Source organism: Erwinia sp. BNK-24-b (assembly GCF_047456155.1).
Lineage (GTDB): Bacteria > Pseudomonadota > Gammaproteobacteria > Enterobacterales > Enterobacteriaceae > Erwinia > Erwinia phyllosphaerae.
This window is the reverse complement of the sequence record NZ_CP179901.1, coordinates 1746623-1768349: the sequence shown is the minus strand read 5'-3', so window position 1 is coordinate 1768349 and position 21727 is coordinate 1746623. Positions and strand designations below refer to the sequence as shown.

18 protein-coding genes are annotated in these 21727 nt (G+C 54.1%); 12 read left to right on the top strand and 6 right to left on the bottom strand.

All coding sequences use genetic code 11. From position 1 onward, the window contains the following. Window positions 1–54: 54 nt before the first annotated feature. The 3 genes from ACMGGR_RS07830 to ACMGGR_RS07820 all read right to left on the bottom strand — a co-directional run bounded on the left by ACMGGR_RS07830 (window position 55) and on the right by ACMGGR_RS07820 (window position 3012). Entirely contained in the window at window positions 55–747 is a 693-nt protein-coding gene (locus tag ACMGGR_RS07830; RefSeq protein WP_246757599.1) for a DUF421 domain-containing protein, read from the bottom strand. A 328-nt stretch (window positions 748–1075) separates the two neighbouring features. Then, window positions 1076–1816 carry a GntR family transcriptional regulator gene (locus tag ACMGGR_RS07825; protein ID WP_246757600.1) on the bottom strand — a complete coding sequence of 247 codons (741 nt, stop codon included), beginning with the start codon at window positions 1814–1816 and terminating at the stop codon, window positions 1076–1078. A 92-nt stretch (window positions 1817–1908) separates the two neighbouring features. Next, window positions 1909–3012 carry a sugar phosphate isomerase/epimerase family protein gene (locus tag ACMGGR_RS07820; RefSeq protein ID WP_414148587.1) on the bottom strand — a complete coding sequence of 368 codons (1104 nt, stop codon included), beginning with the start codon at window positions 3010–3012 and terminating at the stop codon, window positions 1909–1911. A 523-nt stretch (window positions 3013–3535) separates the two neighbouring features. Here ACMGGR_RS07820 and ACMGGR_RS07815 point away from each other — a divergent pair. The 9 genes from ACMGGR_RS07815 (at window position 3536) to umuC (ending at window position 12861) form a co-directional block, all read left to right on the top strand. Further along, complete coding sequence (locus ACMGGR_RS07815) at window positions 3536–4642, top strand: ABC transporter ATP-binding protein (RefSeq protein WP_246757602.1); 1107 nt, start codon at window positions 3536–3538, stop codon at window positions 4640–4642. Between the two features lie 22 nt (window positions 4643–4664). After that, entirely contained in the window at window positions 4665–5714 is a 1050-nt protein-coding gene (locus ACMGGR_RS07810; RefSeq protein WP_414148586.1) for an ABC transporter substrate-binding protein, read from the top strand. Window positions 5715–5723: 9 nt separating this feature from the next. Then, window positions 5724–6551 (top strand): ABC transporter permease, encoded by an 828-nt coding sequence (locus ACMGGR_RS07805; protein WP_246757604.1) that lies wholly within the window; start codon window positions 5724–5726, stop codon window positions 6549–6551. After that, window positions 6544–7368, top strand: a complete 825-nt coding sequence (locus ACMGGR_RS07800) for an ABC transporter permease (protein ID WP_414148585.1) — start codon at window positions 6544–6546, stop codon at window positions 7366–7368. The genes ACMGGR_RS07805 and ACMGGR_RS07800 overlap by 8 nt, the downstream gene beginning before the upstream one ends. Before the next feature lie 24 nt (window positions 7369–7392). Beyond that, on the top strand, window positions 7393–8814 hold the full coding sequence (locus tag ACMGGR_RS07795; RefSeq protein ID WP_414148584.1) for a M24 family metallopeptidase: 1422 nt from the start codon (window positions 7393–7395) through the stop codon (window positions 8812–8814). A gap of 1 nt (window position 8815) precedes the next feature. Continuing rightward, window positions 8816–9472 carry a flavin reductase family protein gene (locus ACMGGR_RS07790; RefSeq protein ID WP_414148583.1) on the top strand — a complete coding sequence of 219 codons (657 nt, stop codon included), beginning with the start codon at window positions 8816–8818 and terminating at the stop codon, window positions 9470–9472. A gap of 82 nt (window positions 9473–9554) precedes the next feature. Further along, complete coding sequence (locus tag ACMGGR_RS07785) at window positions 9555–10628, top strand: porin (RefSeq protein ID WP_414148582.1); 1074 nt, start codon at window positions 9555–9557, stop codon at window positions 10626–10628. A 418-nt stretch (window positions 10629–11046) separates the two neighbouring features. Continuing rightward, complete coding sequence (gene umuD / locus ACMGGR_RS07780; RefSeq protein WP_246757608.1) at window positions 11047–11487, top strand: translesion error-prone DNA polymerase V autoproteolytic subunit; 441 nt, start codon at window positions 11047–11049, stop codon at window positions 11485–11487. Between the two features lie 111 nt (window positions 11488–11598). Then, window positions 11599–12861: a translesion error-prone DNA polymerase V subunit UmuC gene (gene umuC / locus ACMGGR_RS07775; RefSeq protein WP_414148927.1), complete on the top strand. Its 1263-nt coding sequence runs from the start codon at window positions 11599–11601 to the stop codon at window positions 12859–12861. Between the two features lie 49 nt (window positions 12862–12910). On the opposite strand, the gene hemB is transcribed toward umuC, so the two are convergent. Continuing rightward, window positions 12911–13888 (bottom strand): porphobilinogen synthase, encoded by a 978-nt coding sequence (gene hemB, locus ACMGGR_RS07770; RefSeq protein WP_246757609.1) that lies wholly within the window; start codon window positions 13886–13888, stop codon window positions 12911–12913. Between the two features lie 361 nt (window positions 13889–14249). On the opposite strand from hemB, the gene ACMGGR_RS07765 reads away from it, so the two are divergent. Together ACMGGR_RS07765 and ACMGGR_RS07760 are read left to right on the top strand one after the other, a co-directional pair. Next, on the top strand, window positions 14250–15602 hold the full coding sequence (locus ACMGGR_RS07765) for a cation:proton antiporter (RefSeq protein ID WP_414148581.1): 1353 nt from the start codon (window positions 14250–14252) through the stop codon (window positions 15600–15602). A gap of 90 nt (window positions 15603–15692) precedes the next feature. Continuing rightward, complete coding sequence (locus tag ACMGGR_RS07760; RefSeq protein ID WP_414148580.1) at window positions 15693–17870, top strand: putative bifunctional diguanylate cyclase/phosphodiesterase; 2178 nt, start codon at window positions 15693–15695, stop codon at window positions 17868–17870. Window positions 17871–18356: 486 nt separating this feature from the next. Here the strand turns inward: ACMGGR_RS07760 and ACMGGR_RS07755 are convergent, their stop codons facing one another. Next, window positions 18357–19877: an aldehyde dehydrogenase family protein gene (locus ACMGGR_RS07755; protein WP_246757612.1), complete on the bottom strand. Its 1521-nt coding sequence runs from the start codon at window positions 19875–19877 to the stop codon at window positions 18357–18359. 105 nt (window positions 19878–19982) lie between these two features. Then, a complete protein-coding gene (locus ACMGGR_RS07750; RefSeq protein WP_414148926.1) occupies window positions 19983–20690 on the bottom strand; it encodes a glutamine amidotransferase in 708 nt (235 codons plus the stop codon). A gap of 115 nt (window positions 20691–20805) precedes the next feature. Between ACMGGR_RS07750 and ACMGGR_RS07745 the strand changes: the two genes are divergently transcribed. Next, a complete protein-coding gene (locus tag ACMGGR_RS07745; protein WP_414148579.1) occupies window positions 20806–21693 on the top strand; it encodes a DMT family transporter in 888 nt (295 codons plus the stop codon). The last annotated feature ends 34 nt before the right edge of the window (window positions 21694–21727 follow it).

Sequence of the window (21727 nt, the reverse complement as noted above, 5' to 3'; positions counted from 1 at the left end):
GCGAACCCGAAAGCGGGTTCGCCGCTCGCGTCGCGAAACGCGAAAGTTGTGCGGCTAGCGCGAGCGCTGAGTCATCATCGCCAGTGACCAGACCTCGCGCGTGCAGCGCGGACAAACCAGCTTTTGCCGGGCCTGTAACCGCTGCGTCAGTCCGCAATGGTTGCAGGCATATAACCCGTCTGACGGCATTTGCGTAAAGTCAGGCCGGTGCTCCGGTGGCAGTACCGAAAGCCCCGGCCGCACCTCGTCCGCATTGTAATAATAAGCGCTGATATCGCCATCCAGCTCAATCAGCGCCAGCCGAACCTGCCCCAGATGCTCGACGCCTTCCTGACGCAGCTCCATAAAAAATTCGTTTTCGGAGATATTCAGGCCGTCGAGGCTGTCGAGCTTATAAAGCCCGTCCTGAATTAACGTAATCACCTCGCCTTCGATCAGCTTTGAAAAGCGAGGACTGCGCGCGGTCAGAAAAGTGGTCAGGCGATAGAGCGCCAGCAGCACCACAAATACCATTGCCACCGGCAGGACCGGCACATCGTTGTAAAAGGTGACGTCGCCAGCCGCTGAACCCAGCGTCAACACAATCACCAGCTCAAACAGCGACAGCTGGCGAATGCCGCGCCTGCCGGAAATTTTAAGAAAGGTGAAGACGATAACGTAGGCGAATACGACGCGTACCACGACTTCGCCCAGAAAGGTAATGGAAAGATTGTTAAGAAGGAAACGGTGCCAGTCGAAGTTGAACATAAGCAGGTATTATTATCCGCAAAATAAAAAGCTGAAGATCCCTCAGCAGACATCACTCTTTTAGCAAAGCGTAAACCAAACCCTTATGGCATTTTTTCGTGACAAAAGCCATTGATAAGTCTTTGTAACTGCGCCGGTTAGCCTTTTTTTAGCGGAAATGATGCCTGTCCGGCCAGTCTGAATACAGCCTGTCAGTTTGACAAAACACCCTGCCTGCCACTAATGACGTTACGGCCATTAAAATGAGGAGGCTTGAGCTATATGCCGCCATCATAGATTTTCCAGAGTAGAATGTTAAGCAGCTGCCGACGTCGTCGGCAGGTTAATCTCAGGAGAAATTTTCTAACACCGAGATAAAGGAGTGGCGATCGCCCTGACCTTCGGTCAAATGTACCCGGCCTTCAATATCAGTAAGATGGTGCTCCATAAGTTGCTGAGCCTTCAGCAGGTCTTTAGCTTTTAGCGCTTTTACAATCATCCGATGATGGTCGGCACCGCAGTCATTGCTGTGCTTCTCTTCATACAAGGCCATCACCAGAGACAACCGCGCGACAATTTTAGACAACATTTCGGTAAGAACCGAATTACCGGCCATTTCCGCCAGCACGATATGAAATTTTCCGGACAGCACGGTTTTAGATTTCTCATCGCCATGCTGATGAATGTGTTCCTCCTCATCCGTGAGTTTTTCCAGCGCGTCAAGCTGGTCCTTTGTGGCGCGTTCGGTAAGCAACTCCAGCAGAATACTTTCCAGCTTACGACGTGCTTCGAACAGGCTTTTGGCTTCCTGAATGCCCGGCTCGGCCACAAAAGTCCCGCGATTACGCTTTCGTTCCAGCAGATGATCGCTTTCCAGCACGCCTAATGCTCCGCGTACCACGGTACGGCTTACGCTAAAGTGATCGGCAATGGCTTCTTCAAGGATCTTGCTGCCCGGTTTTAGCGCTCCCTCGCCGATGGCCGTAGCCAGGGTAACGCGAATACGTTCTGAAACATCATCAGAGCCCTCTCCGCTGAGGGCTTCTTTTTTGTTTACCGCTGCGGCTCCCCGGCTGCGCGTAGTCTTCATTCTTTTCTCCCTAATCTTACGATAAGCATCGCTGCTCCCCATCGTGGCCTTCAGGCTTTACTATCGCCATAATACAATCCCTGCGCAACTGCTTAATTTAGAATGATGCCCTGCCCGGCACAGAGCGCCCGGATATGAGCAGCAGACTGCTGAATAAAGCCGACAGCCTGGCTAAAGCCATAGGCTTGCTGCTCGTAGCCGGGATAACCGTAGTTGGCGGACTCAAAGCTTTCCCAGTCTGCTACCTCGCCCGCTACGACTCGCTGTTGATATATATCCAGCATGGCGAAATAGGCTTCCAACTCCTCAGGGGTCAGGTCTGGATGCCCTGCCCGCCAGACAGGATCGTCAATCTGAATACACTGGCGCGGGTTTGCTTTACGCGGTTTATCTGCCGATGACTGGGCAATCTCCAGCGAGAGATTCAGCTGCGGGTTACATCTGGCCAGCAGGCTGAGCACGGCAGAAAAATCTACGATGCCGGTGCCACAAGGTCGCGGCTGGAAATCGAGGCCGCCAGGCGCCCGGCCAATGTAGGCATCTTTTATATGCGTCTGCCGAACCCAGGGAGCCAGACGTTTAGCAGCCCATACCGGATGTTCACCGCGCTGCAACATATTGGCGGTATCCAGCACTACTCCTACGCAGTCTTCTCCAACCGCTTCAATCAGCCGCAAAATCTCAAACGATGTTATCTCATCATGCGTCTCGATATTCATATGCACGCCGTTAGCCCTTGCTGCCGGGGCCAGTTTAAGCAGTACCTTTTCCATCGCCAACAGTTGCTCATCCCACGTTACATCGGTACGAAAGCGATCGACTGCCAGTCGGCCAGGATAAGCGGCCTTAAAATTTCCTGGAGATACCCACAACTCTTTGCAGCCAATCTCAGCGCCAGCTTCGATCATGCGGGTTAGCCCTGCAATAATATCGCCGTTACCAGCATCACGCAGTTCCGGCGATTCGGCGCTGCAATAAGGGTTGATTTTGCCCAGCCCGCTTTCCAGATAGAGCCCCAGCCCGTCGGCTTTGGCCCGAATCTCCCGTAGCTCACCGACGTCCAGGGTGGGACTCATCTCCAACAAAGTACTGAAGAAGATCCCGCTCAAACCCAGTTCGGTGACGTGGTCAAGACTTGCCAACGGGCCGCGCTTTTTCGCTTCAGGAAGCTTTAAACCATCAATGCCTAATCTCACAACGTGATTCCTTTTTACAAAGAGTGTTCATGTTGCTTTGCAAGCGGTATGCCAGGCGTAAAGCAAACCCTGTCAACATACTGTATTTATTATAAAATAATTTAATAAAAAATATTTTTATATAAATTTTAATGTAGATAATTTTATCTTTAAATACTTATGCTTTAAGAGTGATTTGCTTTAACCCCTGTCACATAAGGCTTTCAGCCAGATATCCCGGATGAAGGCTTTACCTTCATCACGAGCTTTCCGCTCCAGCCCTCTCTGTATCGGTCGATATTTGCACCAAATTGATGAATCTCTCGCACCAAAAAAGAAATTAACTTTAACCATTATGTTTCTAAATCTAAGTATCACAAACTTACGAAAGTATTTGCGAATACTTATAAAAAAGTAAAGCGTTTTTATTTCAAGGAGTTACACATTTTTTTAACCCGCAGCGTTTTATTGGCATGTGCTTTGCAATTTTTTCGTCATCTGCCCGCAGATTTTTTGTTTAGCGTCTCAGCACCAGGAAAGCACTATGTCAACTATGCCCAAAACATCAGAACGTAAGCGGCTAAGCGTCCAGGGTCTTACCCATAGCTACGGCGGCAATAATGCGATTAGCGATATTGCCTTCACCATTGAGCCAGGCGAAATTGTTGCCCTGCTTGGCCCCAGCGGCTGCGGGAAATCGACCGTCCTGCGCGCCATTGCCGGACTTATCCAGCCTAAAGCCGGGAAAATTGAGCTGGGCAACCAAAACCTGGCCACCGTCTCAGCCAGAGCGCGCGGCATTGGGATGGTTTTTCAGAACTATGCGCTGTTTCCGCATTTGACAGTGGCCGAGAACATTGCCTATCCGCTGGCCTGTCAACATATCTCTCGCGCTGAGCGTAAGTTACGCGTCAGGGAGATGCTGGAGCTGGTTCGCTTAGGCGAATACGGCAACCGTCTTCCCCGTGAACTTTCAGGGGGACAGCAGCAGCGTGTTGCAGTGGCGCGCGCTATTGCCGGTCGGCCTTCGCTGTTACTGCTTGACGAGCCTTTAGGTGCACTTGACCGTGCGCTGCGCTTCGATCTCCAGGTCGAGTTGCTGCATCTGCAAAAGAGTCTGGGCATTACCACCCTGATTGTGACGCACGATCAGGAGGAAGCTCAAAGTCTCGCCAACCGCCTGGTACTGATGAACAAAGGCAATATTGAGCAGATTGATACACCGATGGCGGTTTACGACCGTCCAAAATCACTTTTCGTGAATACCTTTATCGGCCAGACCAACCAGCTGCCGGGTAAGGTGCTGCGCTTTGAGAACGACACGACGCTGATTGGCCTGGCGGATAATAAAACCCTTCGTCTGCCACGCAGGCTTAATTTTACCCTCGGCTCGAAGGTGGTCATTACCTTCAGACCTGAAGAGGTGATTTTGTTCGATCTGCCCGGCGAAAATCGCCAGCCGGTAAGGTTAACTGTGTCGGTGCCGCTTGGGCCGGTACTTGTTCACGAGCTCACCCTGGACTGTGGCAACGGTTTACGTGCCTCACAGGTTCGTGGGCCCGGCACCTCCATCCCCCTTCCCGGCTCACAGCTTTTTGCTGAAATCGATACTTCTCGCTGTCATGCCTTTCCGGCTGAACCACAACCGTAAATTACAACCAGAGGTGAACAACATGAAAGACTTTGAAATCAGTCGTCGTCGGTTCGGTCAATTTCTAGTGGGCGCGGCAGCAACCTCCCTGCTGCCTCTTTCTCTTCGGGCGATGGCTACCAGCCAACAGTCAGCCGTTGCGGCCACTTTCCCTGGCAACTGGGAGGATGCCTACCGCAGTGTGCTGACGCCGATAATGAGCAAAGAGGGGTTTGGGCTGACGATTGCTCCGGCGATGGCGCAGGATCAGCTGGCAAAAGTGATGGCCAGCCCTGGCAACCCGCCCTACGATGCCTTGTTGATGTCGCCAGGCCAAATGGACATCGCCGTAAAAAATAATCTGATTGAGAAGATCGACCCGTTGCGACTGAAAAACTGGAACCTGCTCGACAAAAGTTTCCAGGGCGAGTACGGCCCGACCGTGACGGTAGAAGTCAACGGGATTGCTTATAATCCTGACCTTGTTCCGCGTCCGGCTGGCTATGCCGATCTGTTTGATAACCCGAAATATAAAGGGCTGGTCTCCTGGACCGGTTTCGCTTCTAACACTGCCGTAATGGCCTACACCGAAATTGCCAAAATTTATGGCAACGGACCGAATGATATGGCTGCGGTGTTCAGGTTGTTCAAAACTCATCCTGAACAAATGGCCAGCATTGTCGACAGCACCAACCATCAGATGACGCTGTTTCAGCAGCAGGAAATTGCCGTGTTTATGTGCAGTACCAGCAACGTGGCACGCCTGAAGAGCCTGGGGATGAACGCGGAATTTGTGCATCCTACAACCGGTTCTCCAGCCGCACCAGTCAATATTCACATGGTCAAAGGCACCAAAAACGCCGACGCCGTCTATGCCTATATGGATGCGGCCATTTCTCAGGCGGCGCAGGATCGGTTCAAACAGCCTCCGGCAGAAATGTTCCCTACCAACAAAAACGTGGAGCTGACGCCAGCTATTTCGGCCTATGTTACCCGCGCCCAGCTTCCAACGCTGGTTTATCCTGACTGGGCGGCGATTAATCAGAATCGCGATGCCTGGATCCGCGAGTTCGACACGCTTGTAGCCGGGTGAGGCGAGGTTATGAAACAGAGCGGCTTTCCCTATGTTATGCCCATGCTACTGCTTTTTGTGGCGTTCTTTGCAACGCCGCTCGCTGTTTTAGTGGGGTTCAGCTTCTTTGCTAAAAGTGGCGTGACGCTGGAGCACTACATCCGATTTTTTGGCGATTCGTTCAACTTTCACGTGCTGATCAACACTGCCAGGCTGGGGATAGAAACGGTTATCGCCACCACGCTGTTGGGCATGCCGATTGCGCTGCTTTACTGGCACAGCGGCAAAAACGTGCGGCAGATTGTCATCTTCCTGACGCTGATCCCAATGCTGACCAGCAATGTGGTCAGAACCTTTGCGTGGATCGTTATTCTGGGGCGCCAGGGACCGATCAGCGAGGCACTGATGGCGCTGGGGATCACCGGCATGCCAACCAGCCTGATGTTTACCGAAACCGGACTGGTACTGGCAATGTGCCAGATCGATCTGCCCCTGATCGTTTTGCCGTTGATTGCCATTATGACCCGTACGCCCTGGTCGCTGACCGAAGCCGCACTGGTTTCCGGGGCCGGGCCGTGGCGTATTCTGCTGACTATATTGCTCCCGCTGATGCTTCCTGGCCTGCTGGCGGGCTGGATCCTGGTCTTTGCCAGCACCAGCAGCTCGTTCGTTACCCAGGCGGTAATTGGCGGCGCGCGCAATGTATATGTTCCTCAGTTGATCTATCGCGAAGTCGGCACGCTGTTTGACTGGCCCCTGGCTTCAGCTATTGCGGTGGTGCTGTTGGTGTCTACCGGCTGTCTGCTGGTTGCACTGACCATGATTTCCCGTCACAGGAGGCTGAGTGGCCATGTCTGAACAACGAGAAAATCCGATCCCGCCGCTGCTTTATAAACTGTTCGTGTTTGGCTTTGGCACGCTGTGTCTGATCTATCTGGTCGCACCGATTGTCATCGCCATCATGATGTCCTTTACCGCCGGGCAAACGCTGAAGTACCCACCAGAAGGCTTCTCCCTTCGCTGGTATGAAGCGTTGTTAGATCCGGTCAAATCCGGTACTGAGCACATTGCTGCATGGAACTCACTGAAAATTGCCGGACTGGCGGTACTGGGCTCGCTGCTGTTTGCGGTACCGGCAACCATCGGCATGACGCGGATGAAGCGTAAAAGCGTTAATGCGATTGAGCCACTGTTGCTGGCACCGTTGGTGCTGCCGAGCCTGGTCTATGGGCTGGCAGCGCTGATTGTCGCGAACTTTTTTGGCTTTGCTCCTTCTTTATGGCTGACCGTGCTGGGCCACGTAGTGGTGTTTGGCCCCTTAATGTATCGCGCCGCCTCGGTGGTGGCTCAGGGAGTGAACCCTTCGTTGGCAGAAGCGTCCACTACCATGGGCGCCAGCTGGTTCATGACTTTACGACGGGTAACTTTACCGCTGCTGATGCCGGGCATTCTTGCCGGGGCATTTCTGGTGTTTATCCAGTCACTGGATAACGTCACCGTCACGCTGTTTCTGGCAGATGCCAGCACCACGGTTCTGCCGCTGCGCATGTTTGCGCTGATTGAGGAATCACTGGATGTCCGCGTTGCGGCTATTTCCGGGATCCTGATCGCCATCACGCTGCTGGGGCTACTGGTGGCCCGACGCGTATTGGCACCTCGCCCGAACAATCAATAACCAAATGAATAAAAAGGAATTATTATGAATACTCATCCTCAGGCCGCGGGCTACCGCATTGGCTCTCTGCTGGCCGATTTTCAGCCCGATTTTGACTTCTCAGCCCCGTTACCGTTGCCGCCGGAAGAGTTTGAGGAGCGTTTGCGCCGCGTTCGCCGTTCAGCGGTTGAAGCCGGGCACGATGCGCTGGTTGTTCATACCGGCAGCGTCGGCTGGTTTCATGCTTCCAACCACTATCTGCGCTACCTCTGTGACTGGATGCGCGAAGGAGTATTAATTATCCCGACCGATGTCGATAAGCCATTGACGCTACTCTCTTTCTTTACTCAGTCCGTGCTGCTTCCCCCCGCTGGCGAACCGCTGTTGGTTAACGATATCTGGCAGATTGGGCCGATTGGCCGTGAGTACGCCGACAGGCCCGGTGACTCAGTGCTTAAAACGGCGGAAAAATGCAGCGAAATCCTCACTGGCTTTGGCATGAAGAAAGCGCAAATCGGGATAATCGGTGACCGGACTGCCCTGACCTTCTGGGCCGGGCTGGAATCGATGCTGCCGGGGTGCAAATTTATTAGCGACAACCCAATCCTCGACCGCTTACAGAAAGTGCGTTCGCCGCGCGAAATCGAAATGTTCCGTGCGGCGGCTCAGCTGATCGGCATCGGCACCCAGGCAGCCTGGCACGTTACTAAACCAGGCGTGACGGATCATGAGATTTTTGCCGCATTTACCGCTGCACAAATGGCGTTTGGTGGCGAAACCGGTGACGGCTATCAGATTGGCATTAATGAATTCGGCACCCATTGCGGCAAGCCTTACGGACACGTCGTTCGCCCCGGTGATTTGATCAATTTATATATCTCCAATGTTACCTGGCGCGGCTACACCGCGCAGACAGCCCGAATGATTGCGGTTGGTGAGATTACCGAACGCCAGGAAAAAGTGTTGGCAGCCTGTACCGAGGGCGTGAAGCGGGCTGAGCGTCTGATCAGGCCCGGTGCGCTGATGTGCGATATCAACAACGCCGCCTTTGAATCAATGATTGAGCAAGGTCTGCTCATTTCGCCAGAGGCGCGCAGTATGCCTTACAACTGGTCTCCGATGCCTGACGGCAGCGCGCGTCTGATCCCACAACAGTATGTGCGCGATCTCGACTGGGAGGCACAAGGCCGCAAGCTGATGCATGTATATCCGGCAACTCACGGGCCTCATAACCCCAACCTCGGCCACTCGGTCGGCATGGCGGGGGGACAGAACAGCTTTAACATTTCCTCGCACAACTACGATCGGCTGGAAGAAGGCATGGTGTTTGTGCTGCATACCCAGTGGCTGGAACCGCTTTCGGCTGGCTGTAACATCGGTGATTGCTACGTTGTGACCCATGATGGGTTTGAAAATCTCAGCCACCATACACCCCTTGAAACTCACCGTATTGCTTCCGGAGCCTGAAATGAACCCCGCTATCCCACACACTTATTTTGATTTTTCTGCGTTAACCGAGCGCGAACGTTACAAAATTTTGATTGGCACCGTCATCCCTCGCCCTGTCGCACTGGTCACCACAGTCAGTAAAGAAGGCGTGCCCAATGCGGGCCCGTTCAGCTTTTTTAACGTATTGACGCACGCTCCGGCGATTGTGGCCATCGGCGTGGAAAATTATGACGACATGCGCTTTAAAGACACCGCCCGCAATATTCGTGAAACCGGCGAATTTACTGTTCATATTGTTGATGATGCGCTGGTCAGCCAGATGGAAATCTGCGCCATCAAATTTGGCCCGGAGGTAAATGAGCTTGACGTTGCCGGGCTGGAAACTACGCCAGGGAGAATGGTAGGCAGCCCACGAATTCTGGCCGCTCCGGCAGCGCTGGAGTGTCGGCGTCACACCACGCTTCAGGTTGGGGCGGCGCGTGAAATTATCTTAGGCGAGGTCATCGGCGTGTACATCAGAAGCGATGCGATCAATCCGGAAAACCTGCATATCGATCAGCATTTGATGGACGCTATAGGCCGTATGGGCGGAAATACCTACTGCCGCACGCGTGAACAGTTTGACGTGAAAACATTAACCAAAGAACAGTGGAAGGAAAGTCAGTTAATTAAATAGCGGGTGTCGCCCGTCAGGCAATGGCTTATATATAAACTCCCTCCTATGGGAAAATAATTATATTCAGACAGGGTAAATAATAATGATGAGGCGTTCATTTGCAATGGCAGCAATGCCACTGCTGGCTTTCCTGTGTCCGGCGCACGGCGCAGAGATATATAATCAAGATGGCAACAGGCTGGAGCTTATCGGTCGAATTAAAGTTTCTCACTCTATTTCTGATGATGCGAACAATGATGGCGACGTCTCTTCAAATCTTCAGGGCGGGTTTAGCGGTATGACGCAGATATCCAGCCAGCTTACCGGCTACGGCACCTGGTCCTACCAGTATAGCCTGCATAACGCTGAAGGCAGTGATGCACAAAATGGCAACGCCACCCGCCTTGGCTATGCCGGAGTAAAGTACGGTGAGCTGGGGTCAATAGACTATGGCCGCAACTTTGGCCTTGTGTATGACGTAATGAGCTATACCGATATGCTGCCGTATTTCGGCAGCGACTCCGATTACAATGATGTATTTCTCATCGGCAGGTCTACAGGACTGCTGACCTGGCGTAACAACGATTTCTTTGGCCTGCTCAAGGGACTAAACGTTGCCGCCCAGTACGAAGGTAAGAACGATCGCACTGGCGACAGCGGTGCAGTGACGCGCTCCAACGGCGATGGCTATGCGCTATCGATGTCCTATTCCTTTGACTCAGGTGTGAGTGTAGTAGGATCCCTCGCCAGTCTGGATCGCACCGAAGCGCAGAATAGCCTGAGCAGAGGCAAAGGCGATAAAGCGCAGCATTATGCGGCGGGTTTAAAATACGACGCAAACAGCATCTATCTGGCCGCCGTCTATGATGTCAGCCAGAACGCCATCCCGGTGAGCGGTGGCTTCGCCAATCAGGCGAAAAACCTGGAAATCGTGGCGCAATATCAGTTTACCAACGGTTTTCGTCCTTCTCTGGCTTATGTATCCTCCAGAGGAGAAGATATTGAAGGTATCGGCGATACAGACATTATTAACTATATCGCCGCAGGTGCCTCTTATTACTTCAATAAAAATATGGTGGCGTTTGGAGAGTACAAAGTAAACCTCCTGAGAAAGGATAACCCGCTGGGACTGGCTACCGATGACGTGCTGGCGCTTGGGCTGGTTTATCAGTTTTGACAGAGCTGCCAGTGATAGTCCTGGGGCAGTCCGATCCAGGCAAGCTGGCAAAACAGCATGCGGCACTGATTTTTCGAGGCGTAAAAACATAGCATACCGCCGGGAAAAAGCATTTTTATCGGGCGGTTTTAGCCATCGCCCGATCTTTCGCTGCCGCCGTAATAGTCAGATGGCGTCTTGATCAGCATAAAAAAGCTAAGCAGAATTTATCTTTCGCGCTAATTCCTTTTTATCCTCTGCCTGATTGCGGCTAAATTAACCGCCTGTTTTCTGCCCTGGCTAAAATAAGCCCGGCGCTCAAATAAAATTAAAAACGCTGCAAGATCAGTAAGTTTTATGAAAATTCAGTTTAGCGTCTTGATTGCTCACCGCGTTCGGCGATACTGTATGTATATACAGCTAATCCGGAATAACTATTATGCAGCCGATTTTTCCTGCTGAAATTATGGACGACCTTTTTTTGCCGCTTTTTATTGAGCGCGTCCCCTGCGGCTTTCCCAGTCCGGCCCAGGATTACATTGAGGACCGGCTGGATCTGAATAAGCTGGTGATCCGTCATCCCAGCGCCACCTATTTTATTAAGGTCAGCGGCGACTCGATGATTGAGGCCGGTATCGGCCATGACGATTTGCTGGTGGTGGATCGGGCGCTGTCGGCGACGCATGGCGATATTGTGGTGGCGGCGGTAGCGGGCGAATTTACCGTTAAGGAACTGCGTACCCGTCCTTGCTTGCAACTGGTGCCGCGCAATCGCCACTATTCTCCCGTCGAGTTTCACAATGCGGAAGAGCTGGAGATCTTCGGCGTGGTCACTTTTATTCTGAAATCTACAAAAAACAGCCGCGAGAGTTTTACGTAACGGCTCGCTGAATCACTGTTTTTAGCTTTCCCGGTAAAGAGCCCGCGCTGGCTGACGGGCTCTTTACCGCAAGGATAACCGCCGCGCTCTGGCTTGATTTGGGCTATGACTATGTTTGCTCTGGTTGATGTGAACAACTTTTATACTTCCTGCGAGAAGGTTTTCCGGCCGGATTTAAAAAACAGGCCGGTCGTTGTCGTCTCTAATAACGACGGCTGTATTATTTCGCGTTCGGCGGAAGCAAAGGCGCTGGGTATTAAAATGGCCGAGCCCTACTTTAAAATTAAAGATGATTTGCAACGGATGCAGGTGCAGGTTTTTAGTTCTAACTACGCGCTCTATGCCGATCTCAGCCACCGCGTAATGACCCTTCTCGACGAGCTGGCCCCCTCTGTAGAACGTTACTCTATCGATGAAGCCTTTATCGATTTAACCGGCGTCAGCAACTGTATCGCGCTGGAAGAGTTTGGCCGTGAAATTCAGCAGACGATCTTACAGGCCACCGGGCTGACGGTAGGCGTCGGTATTGCGCCCACCAAGACGCTGGCCAAGCTTGCCAATTACGCCGCAAAAAAGTGGCGCAAGACGGGCGGCGTGGTCGATCTGTCCGATCCCGCCCGTCAGCGCAAGCTGCTGCCGCTGGTGCCTGTTGAAGAAGTCTGGGGTATTGGTCGTCGCGTCGGTAAACGGCTACAGCTGATGGGGATTAAAAACGCGCTGCATCTGGCCGACAGCTCCGTGCCCACCATCAAAAAACATTTTAGCGTGGTGATGGAAAGAACGGTGCGCGAGCTGCGCGGCGAATCCTGTCTGGTAATAGAAGAGCTTGCGCCCACCAAACAGCAAATTGTGTGCAGCCGCTCTTTTGGTCACCGTATTACGGACTATAGCGATATGCACCAGGCCATCTGCGCCTGGGCAGAGCGCGCGGCGGAAAAGCTGCGCGGTGAAAAACAGTACTGCCGCTTTATCAGCGTGTTTATCCGCACCAGCCCGTATGACAGCAACGCCAGCGGCTATAACAATCAGGCTTCCGGCCGACTGCTGCTGCCTTCAAACGATACGCGCGATATTATTCGCGTAGCGACCGAAGCGCTTGACCGCATCTGGCGCGAAGGCGAACGCTATCTGAAAGCGGGCGTGATGCTCAGTGACTTTTATAGCGAAGGCGTGGCGCAGTACGACCTGTTTGCCGAAGAAAAACCGCTGGCGAACAGCGTGGCGTTGATGAAGGTAATAGATACGCTGAACCAGTCCGGCAAGGGCAAAATCTGGTTCGCCGGACAGGGCATTGAGAAAAGCTGGTCAATGAAGCGGGAGATGCTCTCTCCCGCCTGGACAACGCGCTACAGCGATATGCCCGTAGCGAGGTGAGAGGCTATTGCCCGTTCAGCCGGGCGACAGCCTGCCCCTCTCCATGCTGCTACAGCAGATTTTTTTCGGCCAGCTCCAGCGCATAATAGCTGAAGATCAGATCGGCACCGGCGCGCTTGATGGCGCCCAGGCTTTCCAGCACCACGTCCTGCTCGTTAATAGCGCCAGCCTGCGCGGCAAACTTCAGCATCGCGTATTCGCCGCTAACCTGGTAAGCCGCCAGCGGAAGTTCGCTGCGCTCGCGCACGTCACGAATAATATCCAGATAGGCGCCCGCCGGTTTCACCATCAGCGCATCCGCACCTTCCGCCTGATCGATTAACGATTCGCGAATCGCTTCGCGACGGTTCATCGGGTTCATCTGGTAGGTTTTGCGATCGCCCTTCAGCGAGGTGCCCGCCGCTTCGCGGAAAGGGCCGTAGAAGGAAGAGGCAAACTTGGTGGAGTAAGACATGATCGCCGTATCGGTAAAGCCCGCTTCATCCAGCGCGTGGCGGATTGCCGCCACCTGCCCGTCCATCGCCGCAGAAGGCGCAATAAAGTCTGCACCGGCGCGCGCGGCGGCAACGGCTTGTCTGCCCAGGTTCACCAGCGTTGCATCGTTATCCACGCCGTGGTCGTGCAGTACGCCACAGTGGCCGTGCGTGGTGTATTCGCAAAAACAGGTGTCGGACATGACGATCATTTCCGGTACTGCATCTTTACAGATGCGCGCCATGCGCGAAACCAGGCCGTTTTCCTGCCAGGTGTCGCTGCCGTCGGCATCGGTATGATGAGAGATACCAAAGGTCATTACGGAACGGATGCCCGCTTTGGCGATACGCTCAATCTCATAGGCCAGACGCTTTTCGGGAATGCGCATCACGCCAGGCATCGCCTGGATAGCCTTATAGTCATCCAGCTCTTCTTCAACAAAGATTGGCAGCGCCAGATCGTTGATGCTGAGCGAAGATTCCTGAAACAGCGAGCGGAAAGATGGGGTCTGACGCAGACGTCTTGGGCGAAGGTTTGGGGATAGACTGGACAAAACAACCTCGGTTTAACAGATGGTCAGCGGCAAAGCGGCACCGCCGGAGAAGTCTGTTAACAGTATACCTACAGGCGCTTTCTGACAATGTCTGTCATCTTCCTGCCCTGGCTAACGGCACAGAATGCCTGGCTTTCTCCTGCCCGCTGCCTTTGCCATCGGCTTCCCTTTTCACCCGGCTTCTCGCCCGAGCTTTCTCATCGCCCGCTATAGCGTTATTTTTCCGACCAGCGGGCTTTTTTGCTGAGGATAAGGCCAGCCTTAACCGCATCCCTGGTAAAAATTTGCCTTTTCAAACAGATATCCAGCCCGATTCTTTTTTAACGTCCATAATTAAGCCAGTGACTGCAAAGGAGTAAAGATGGGATTTCTAAGCTGGACCGCCGCTACCGGCGCGCTTTTACTGTTGATGTCGCTGGCATCGGGCTGGATTAACCGTGGTCCGCTCACCACGTTTACCCTTTATCTGATAGCGGGCGTGGTTTGCGGCCCGTGGGTACTGGATCTGCTGCATATTGATATTGCCGCCCACAGCGTCCTGACCGCGCACCTGACCGAAATCGCGATGGCGGCTTCCCTGTTTATTACCGGCCTGAAGCTGCGTCTGCCGCTGCGTAATCCGGGCTGGCGGCTCGGGCTGCGGCTGGCGTTTCCGGGAATGCTACTGACCGTGGCCGGCATGTCGCTGGCCGCCCACTACCTGGCTGGCCTGTCGTGGCCTTACGCGCTGGCCTTTAGCGCCATTGTGGCACCAACCGATCCGGTACTCGCCAGCCTGATTTCCGTTAACGACGCGCGCGATGATGATAACCTGCGCGTTTCGCTCTCCAGCGAGGCGGGAATGAACGACGGCACGGCCCTGCCGCTGCTGATCCTGGCCGTGACGCTGTTGACCACGCAGCAGCCGCTGTCGGCAGAATTGCTCACCCACTGGGCGCTAAAAGATGTGCTGTGGGCCATCGTGGGCGGGCTGGGGATCGGCTTTGTTCTTGGTCGCTTTGTCGGACAATACGTAACGCACTTACGCCACGCGCATCAGGACGTTGCTCCCAACGACTTTCTGGCGCTGGCGCTGATTGCGCTAAGCTATGCCGCTGCTCAGACGCTGGATGCCTCCGGCTTTCTGGCCGCGTTTGCAGCCGGTGTCGGCCTGCGCCGCGCGGAGGTGCGGGTAATCAGCCGCCAGCCTGCCGATGCTTTCGACGACAGCGAACATCGGCCACCCGCTGAACTGCTGGTTAATCCGCATATTCGACATGACTCTTTTAAACCCGATCCGGCGCGCTCCGTTGGCCTGGTAGTTGGCGACGCCCTCTCTTTTGGCGATACGGTAGAACGCCTGTTTGCTGCGGGCATTATCATCGTGCTGGGCGTGACGCTGGCGCAGCACTGGGATCCGCTGGGCCTGGTGATGGCGGCGGTGCTTTTTATCGTGGTGCGTCCGGTAGCGGTCTGGCTGGGCACCACGGGCATTAAGGTTCCCTGGCAGCAAAAGCTGATTATCGGCTGGCTGGGTATTCGCGGTATCGGCAGTATTAACTATATTGCCTGGGCCTATACGCATGGCGTCGCTGGCCCGGAGATGACGCGGATGGCGAATATTGCCTTTACGCTGATCGTGGCCAGCGTCATTCTGCACGGTATTTCGGTGACGCCGTTGCTGAACTGGCGTCAGGCGCGGATAGCCGCCCGGCAGCAAAAAGAGCGGGAGTAGCTTCCGCCATCAACCTGCTCAATCCAGGATTTATGCTAGCCTCAAAGCGAGGGGATCTATTGCTGTTCTGGAGAGCGGGTTGATAAAAAGATGAAAATATCAGACAGTTTTCGCAGCCATTTTATTCGTGAAGTGCTTATCCCGTTAGTGCTGGTGTTACTGATTACGTTTACCGCTGCCACGTTTACCGTCTGGTGGGCGACGGCCAAAACCAATCGCGACGCCGCCGGACAGCAGCAGCGCATTATTCAGACCTCGCTTTCGCAAAGCCTGGCAGAGATGATCAAGCAGAACCGTAGCCTCGCGCTATGGCAGCCGCTTGGCAGCCGACTGGAGCGTGCGCCGCTGGATATCCTCTGGCTGAATCAAAACGTCGGTGCCTGGCTGACGGAGATGTTTGACCATCAGCTTATCTATATTCTTGATGAGCATAATCAGCCGGTCTACCGCTGGGAATGGGGCGAAAACGTGCCGGTAGCGCGATTTGAGCATTTGCGCCTGCCGGTCACTTCCCTGCTGAATAAGCTGAAAATTCCCTTTGCCATCGGTAGCCGCCATGCCGAAACGGTAGATTTTACCCTGATCGACAAACGCCCCGCCGCGCTGGCCATTAGCGCCATAGACAACGGCTACGGGCAAAACGGCCGGTTCCGCCTGGTCAGCGTTAAGTATCTGGACAGCAGCTATCTTGACTCCCTCGCCCAGCGCAGCCTGCTGCGCGACCTGCATTACGCCGACGGCAATCCGCTGCACAAATGTGCTAACTATCTGCTGACCAATGTCGCAGGCGAGCCGCTGGGTTATATCAGCTGGCGGCCTTCTACGCCCGGTTCGCAGATGTTTCAGGTCATCGGCCCTGTTGGCCTGGTGATGGTGCTGATTATCACGCTGATTTGCGTGTTAATGATCCGCCGTTTATGGCTGTCCTCGTCGCGGCTATCGCAGTCGCTGCTACAGCTTAGCGCCAGCGAGGCACAGGCTCAGCATCTGGCCTTTCACGATGTATTAACCGGTTTGCCTAACCGCGCGCTGGTCGAAGAACGGCTGACACAGGCGTTAGGCAGGCTAATGCGCAGCGAAGGACAAATAGCGTTACTGCTGCTGGATCTGGATCGCTTCAAACTGGTGAATGATACCTATGGGCACCATGCCGGGGACGAACTGATCATCGATGTAGGCCACCGGCTCAGCGAACTGGTGCGGGAAAACGATACGGTTGGGCGACTGGGCGGCGACGAGTTTGTGGTGATTCTGGAAGGCATAACCTCCCCGCACGTCATTGAGCAACTTTGCGAACGTATTATCGCGTCGCTGGCTCGCCCTTTTACTTTATTAGGCAGCCAGACCTGGATCGGCGTCAGTATTGGGGTGGCCACGGCTCCACAAAACGCCAGCGACAGGCTGGAACTAATGCGCAAGGCGGATATCGCGCTGTACGAAGCCAAAAGCCAGGGGCGCGGACAGCATCGCATTTTTGACGAATCAATGGATGAATCGGTTAAAAAGCGCCAGCAGATAGCGGGCGACCTGCGTATTGCGCTACAGAGCAAGCGCGATCTGGCGGTTTATTACCAGCCGCTGATGGATATTGCCGGCCAGAAAGTGGTGGGGCTGGAAGCGCTGATCCGCTGGAATCATCCGGTTCACGGCCTGATTTCTCCGGGCGACTTCATTCCGCTGGCGGAAGAGATGGGGCTGATTATTCAGCTTGGCGAGTGGGTATTGCGCGAGGCGTGCCGCGTGTCGCTTGCCTGGCCAGATTTATCTATGGCGATTAACGTTTCGCCTTTACAGTTTCGTTCGGCGGGTTTTGTCGAACGCGTCAAGGCCATCGTTAAGCAGGAGAAAACGCAGCCTTCGCGTATTGAGCTGGAAATCACCGAGGGCGTCCTGATAGAAGATGAGAAAGGCGCGCAGGAGATCATGAGCGAGCTGCGTCAGGCAGGTTTCCGTATCGCGCTGGATGATTTCGGCACCGGCTACTCCAGCCTTAACTACCTGCGCCATTTCTCGGTGGATAAAATCAAGATCGACCGTTCTTTTACCCAGTCGCTGGGCGTGACGGAAAATTCCACGGCGATTATCGAATCGGTGGTCAGGCTGGGCCAGGCTATGGGGTTAACCGTGACGGCGGAAGGCGTGGAAACCAGCAGCCAGATGCAGGCGCTGGCCGAGGCGGGATGCAATCAGCTACAGGGATTTTTGTTTTCCCACGCCGTGGCGGAAGAAGAGATCAAAGCGCTGTTAACCCCACGTAAAGCAGGCTGATACAAGTGACAACGTCACGTTAACGATATGTAGTATCAAGCGTCCGGCACCGCCGAACTTGCGGAAACTGGCGCAAAGCATAGTGAAAGAGCGAAAGAGCTTAAAGAACCGATACAGGCGTAGCGAACAGGGAATAGCTTAAAGAACCGATACAGGCGTAGCGAACAGGGAATAGCTTGAGGAACCGATACAGGCATGGCAAACAGGGAATAGCTTGAGAAACCAATACAGGCGTGGCGAACAGGGAATAGCTTGAGGAAGCGGCACAGGCGTGGCGAACAGGGAATAGCTTAAGGAAGCGGTACAGGCGTGGCGAACAGGGTACGGTCGTAAAGACGCAAAAACGGCATCCCTGTCAGCTCGGGGCGCGACGTCCATGTCGCGCCACTCTCTGCTCGTTGTCTCCTTTCCCCGCACTTTAAACTCAGGTGCTGCCCGTCGGTACAAAACGGCGAACCATTTTGGCGACACCTTCGTTAACTAAGGTCAGAAAAAGCCCAGCGGTTCCGTGCTGTAACTCACCAGCAGATTTTTAGTTTGCTGATAGTGATCGAGCATCATTTTATGGGTTTCGCGGCCAATCCCTGATTTCTTATAGCCGCCAAACGCGGCGTGTGCCGGATAGAGATGGTAGCAGTTAGTCCAGACGCGCCCTGCCTTGATGGCTCTGCCTACCCGATAGGCGCGGTTGATATCACGTGTCCAGACGCCTGCGCCCAGCCCGTAAATAGAGTCGTTAGCGATGGCGATGGCTTCCGCTTCGTCCTTGAAGGTAGTAATGCCGACTACCGGCCCAAAAATCTCCTCCTGGAAAACGCGCATGCTGTTATTACCTTTTAACAGCGTCGGCTGAATGTAATAACCGTTCGCCAGCGAGCCTTCCAGCTTTTCAATATTGCCGCCGGTCAGCACTTCTGCCCCTTCCTGGCGCGCAATATCAAGATAAGAGAGGATTTTATCAAACTGCTGCTGTGAAGCCTGCGCGCCAATCATGGTATCGGTATCGAGCGGATCGCCGCGCTTGATGGTTTTTATTCTCTCCATCACCGCTGCCATAAACGGGACATAAATAGATTCCTGCACCAGCGCACGTGACGGACAGGTACAGACCTCGCCCTGGTTTAAAAAGCCCAGCACCACGCCTTCCGCCGCCTTTTCTATAAATGAAGGCTCGGCCTGCATAATATCTTCAAAGAAGATGTTTGGTGATTTGCCGCCAAGCTCTACGGTAGAAGGGATCAGGTTTTTTGCCGCCAGCTCCAGAATATGGCCGCCCGTTGCGGTCGACCCGGTGAACGCGATTTTGGCGATACGTGTGTTACCTGCCAGCGCCTCTCCCGCCTCGCGGCCATAGCCATGCACCACATTGAGTACGCCTTTCGGCAGTAAATCGGCAATCAGTTCGACAAACAGGGTTATCGACAGCGGGGTCTGCTCGGCGGGTTTCAACACCACGCAGTTACCCGCGCCCAGCGCCGGAGCCAGCTTCCAGGCCGCCATTAACAGAGGAAAATTCCACGGAATAATCTGGCCGACCACGCCCAGAGGTTCGTGAAAATGATAGGCGGCAGTAAACTCGTCGATTTCTGCCGCCGTGCCTTCCTGCGCCCGCAAACAGCCCGCGAAATAGCGGAAATGATCGACCGCCAGCGGTAAATCGGCCGCCAGGGTTTCGCGTACCGGTTTGCCGTTATCCCAGGTTTCGTTTACCGCCAGATATTCCAGATTTTCTTCCAGCCGGTCGGCGATCTTCAGCAGCGCCAGCGACCGCGACTGGACAGAGGTTTTCCCCCACGCTTCGGCCGCGGCATGCGCGGCGTCGATCGCTTTTTCAATATCTTCTTTCCCTGAACGAGGAAATTCGCCGATAACCGAGCCGTCAACCGGCGAGCTGTTAGTGAAATAATTGCCGTTAAGCGGCGCAACAAACTCGCCGTTAATAAAGTTGCCGTAGTGCGATTTCAGCTCTATTAAAGAGTCGCTGCTGCCTGGATATGCGTAGCGCATAATCGTCCCTCCGTGATAATTAACAATTGAACAACTTTAAGTTAACATTAACAGAACGATTTAGTTTGACAGCCTGGCGCGACAGAAAGTGTGACCGGCACGATATTAAAGCGACGCCGCGCGTTTGTCGGCAGAATGATATTGCTGGCAAAACGCCTGGAGCAGCCGCAGAGGCCAGACGGGGACATCACCTTGCTCGCTCGTCTGGAGACAGGCGGTCATAATTTCCAGCGTGAATTCGGGATGAAACTGCACTGAAAGCGCCTGCGGGCTGTAGCGCACAATCTGGCAGTCATCGAGCGCTGAAGAAGCGATAACCCGCGCGCCCTCTGGCGGTTGCAGCACAGACTGACGGTGGGAAAGCCAGGCGGAAAACTGCGCGGGCAATATCGTCAGCAGCGGATCGCCAGCGCAGTCGGCATGCCTGGTAACCTGTTGCAGCCCGCCTTCCCAACCGCGCGGGTTGTCATCCACTACGCCGCCCAATGCGTAAGCCATCAGCTGGTGACCATAGCAAACGCCAAGCAGCGGCAGCTGGTGATCCATTGCGCTACGGATCCATGCCGCTGAACGTTCACTCCATTCCGCATGATCCGTTACCATCGCCCAGGAGCCAGAAAGAATGGCAGCTGAAAGCGAAGCGGGATTCGGCAACGCTTCACCCAAATCGGGACGTACCACCAGATAATCGTCAGGCCCTAAGCCTGTCGCAGCCACAAACCATTGGTGCTGCTCGCCCACACGTGCCATTACGTTTTCAGGCGGCGTTTCGAACTGAATAATTGCTACAGGTAAGCTCATAGTCAGAAATATCCTTGCTGAACGATAGCGGTTTAACCGGGGAAACAAAAAAGCGGGCGATGCGCTTAAAATAAGCGCGATTCGTGCCATGATAAGCGAATGATTAAACACACTAAAGGATTACGTTGTGGCATTACGTCATTTTTTGCTGGTTTTTTTGGTCGTCACCCTGTGGGCCTTTAACAATATCGTGGTGAAATGGGGGCTGGGCGAGATCCCGCCGCTTTTTCTGACGCTGATGCGTTTTGTGGTAGTAGCGTTGATCCTGGTGCCTTTTACCCGCGTCACGCGCGAGCAGTTACGCTATCTGCTGCCGCTGGCTTTTACCTTCGGCTTTATGCACTTTTCCCTGCTGTTTCTTGGGCTGAAGTATACCGATGCCGGGACCGGCGCGATTGTGGTGCAGCTTGGTACGCCTTTCGCAATGGTCCTGGCCATGGTTTTTTTGCAGGAAAAACTGTCGCTGGTGCAGATGCTGGGCATCGCTGTTTCCTTAACCGGCGTTGTGGTGTTAGCCGGAAGCCCCACAATTCCCTCCTGGTGGGTGCTTTGCCTGCTGTTATGCAGCGCGGCCGGATGGGCAATCAGTAATTTAATTGTGAAGAAATCTTCCGGTATCAAGCCGCTGGCTATGACGGGCTGGCTCTCTTTGCTGGCGATCCCCATTGTCGGCTTTTCTTCGCTGGTGATGGAAAGCGGCCAGCTGACCAGCCTGGTTCATGCCTCCTGGCGAGGCTGGCTGGCGATTATTTATAGCGCCGTCTGCTCTTCTGTGGTTGCCTATTCCATCTGGTATGGGCTGCTGCGTACCTATAACGTCAACCTGATTATGCCCTGGTCACTGCTGACCCCGGTGCTTTCGGTGATTATGGGCGTGCTGTTTCAGGGCGACAGCATGAACGTGTTTAAAATCTGTGGTTCGCTGCTGGTGGTGCTGGGCACCGCGATTGCGGTCATTAATTTACGTAATCTGCGTATGCATGCGCGGCTGCCCAGGCTGAAACGCATACGGTAGCGCCAGCCAGGCTTCATTGCTATGGTTAAAAAAA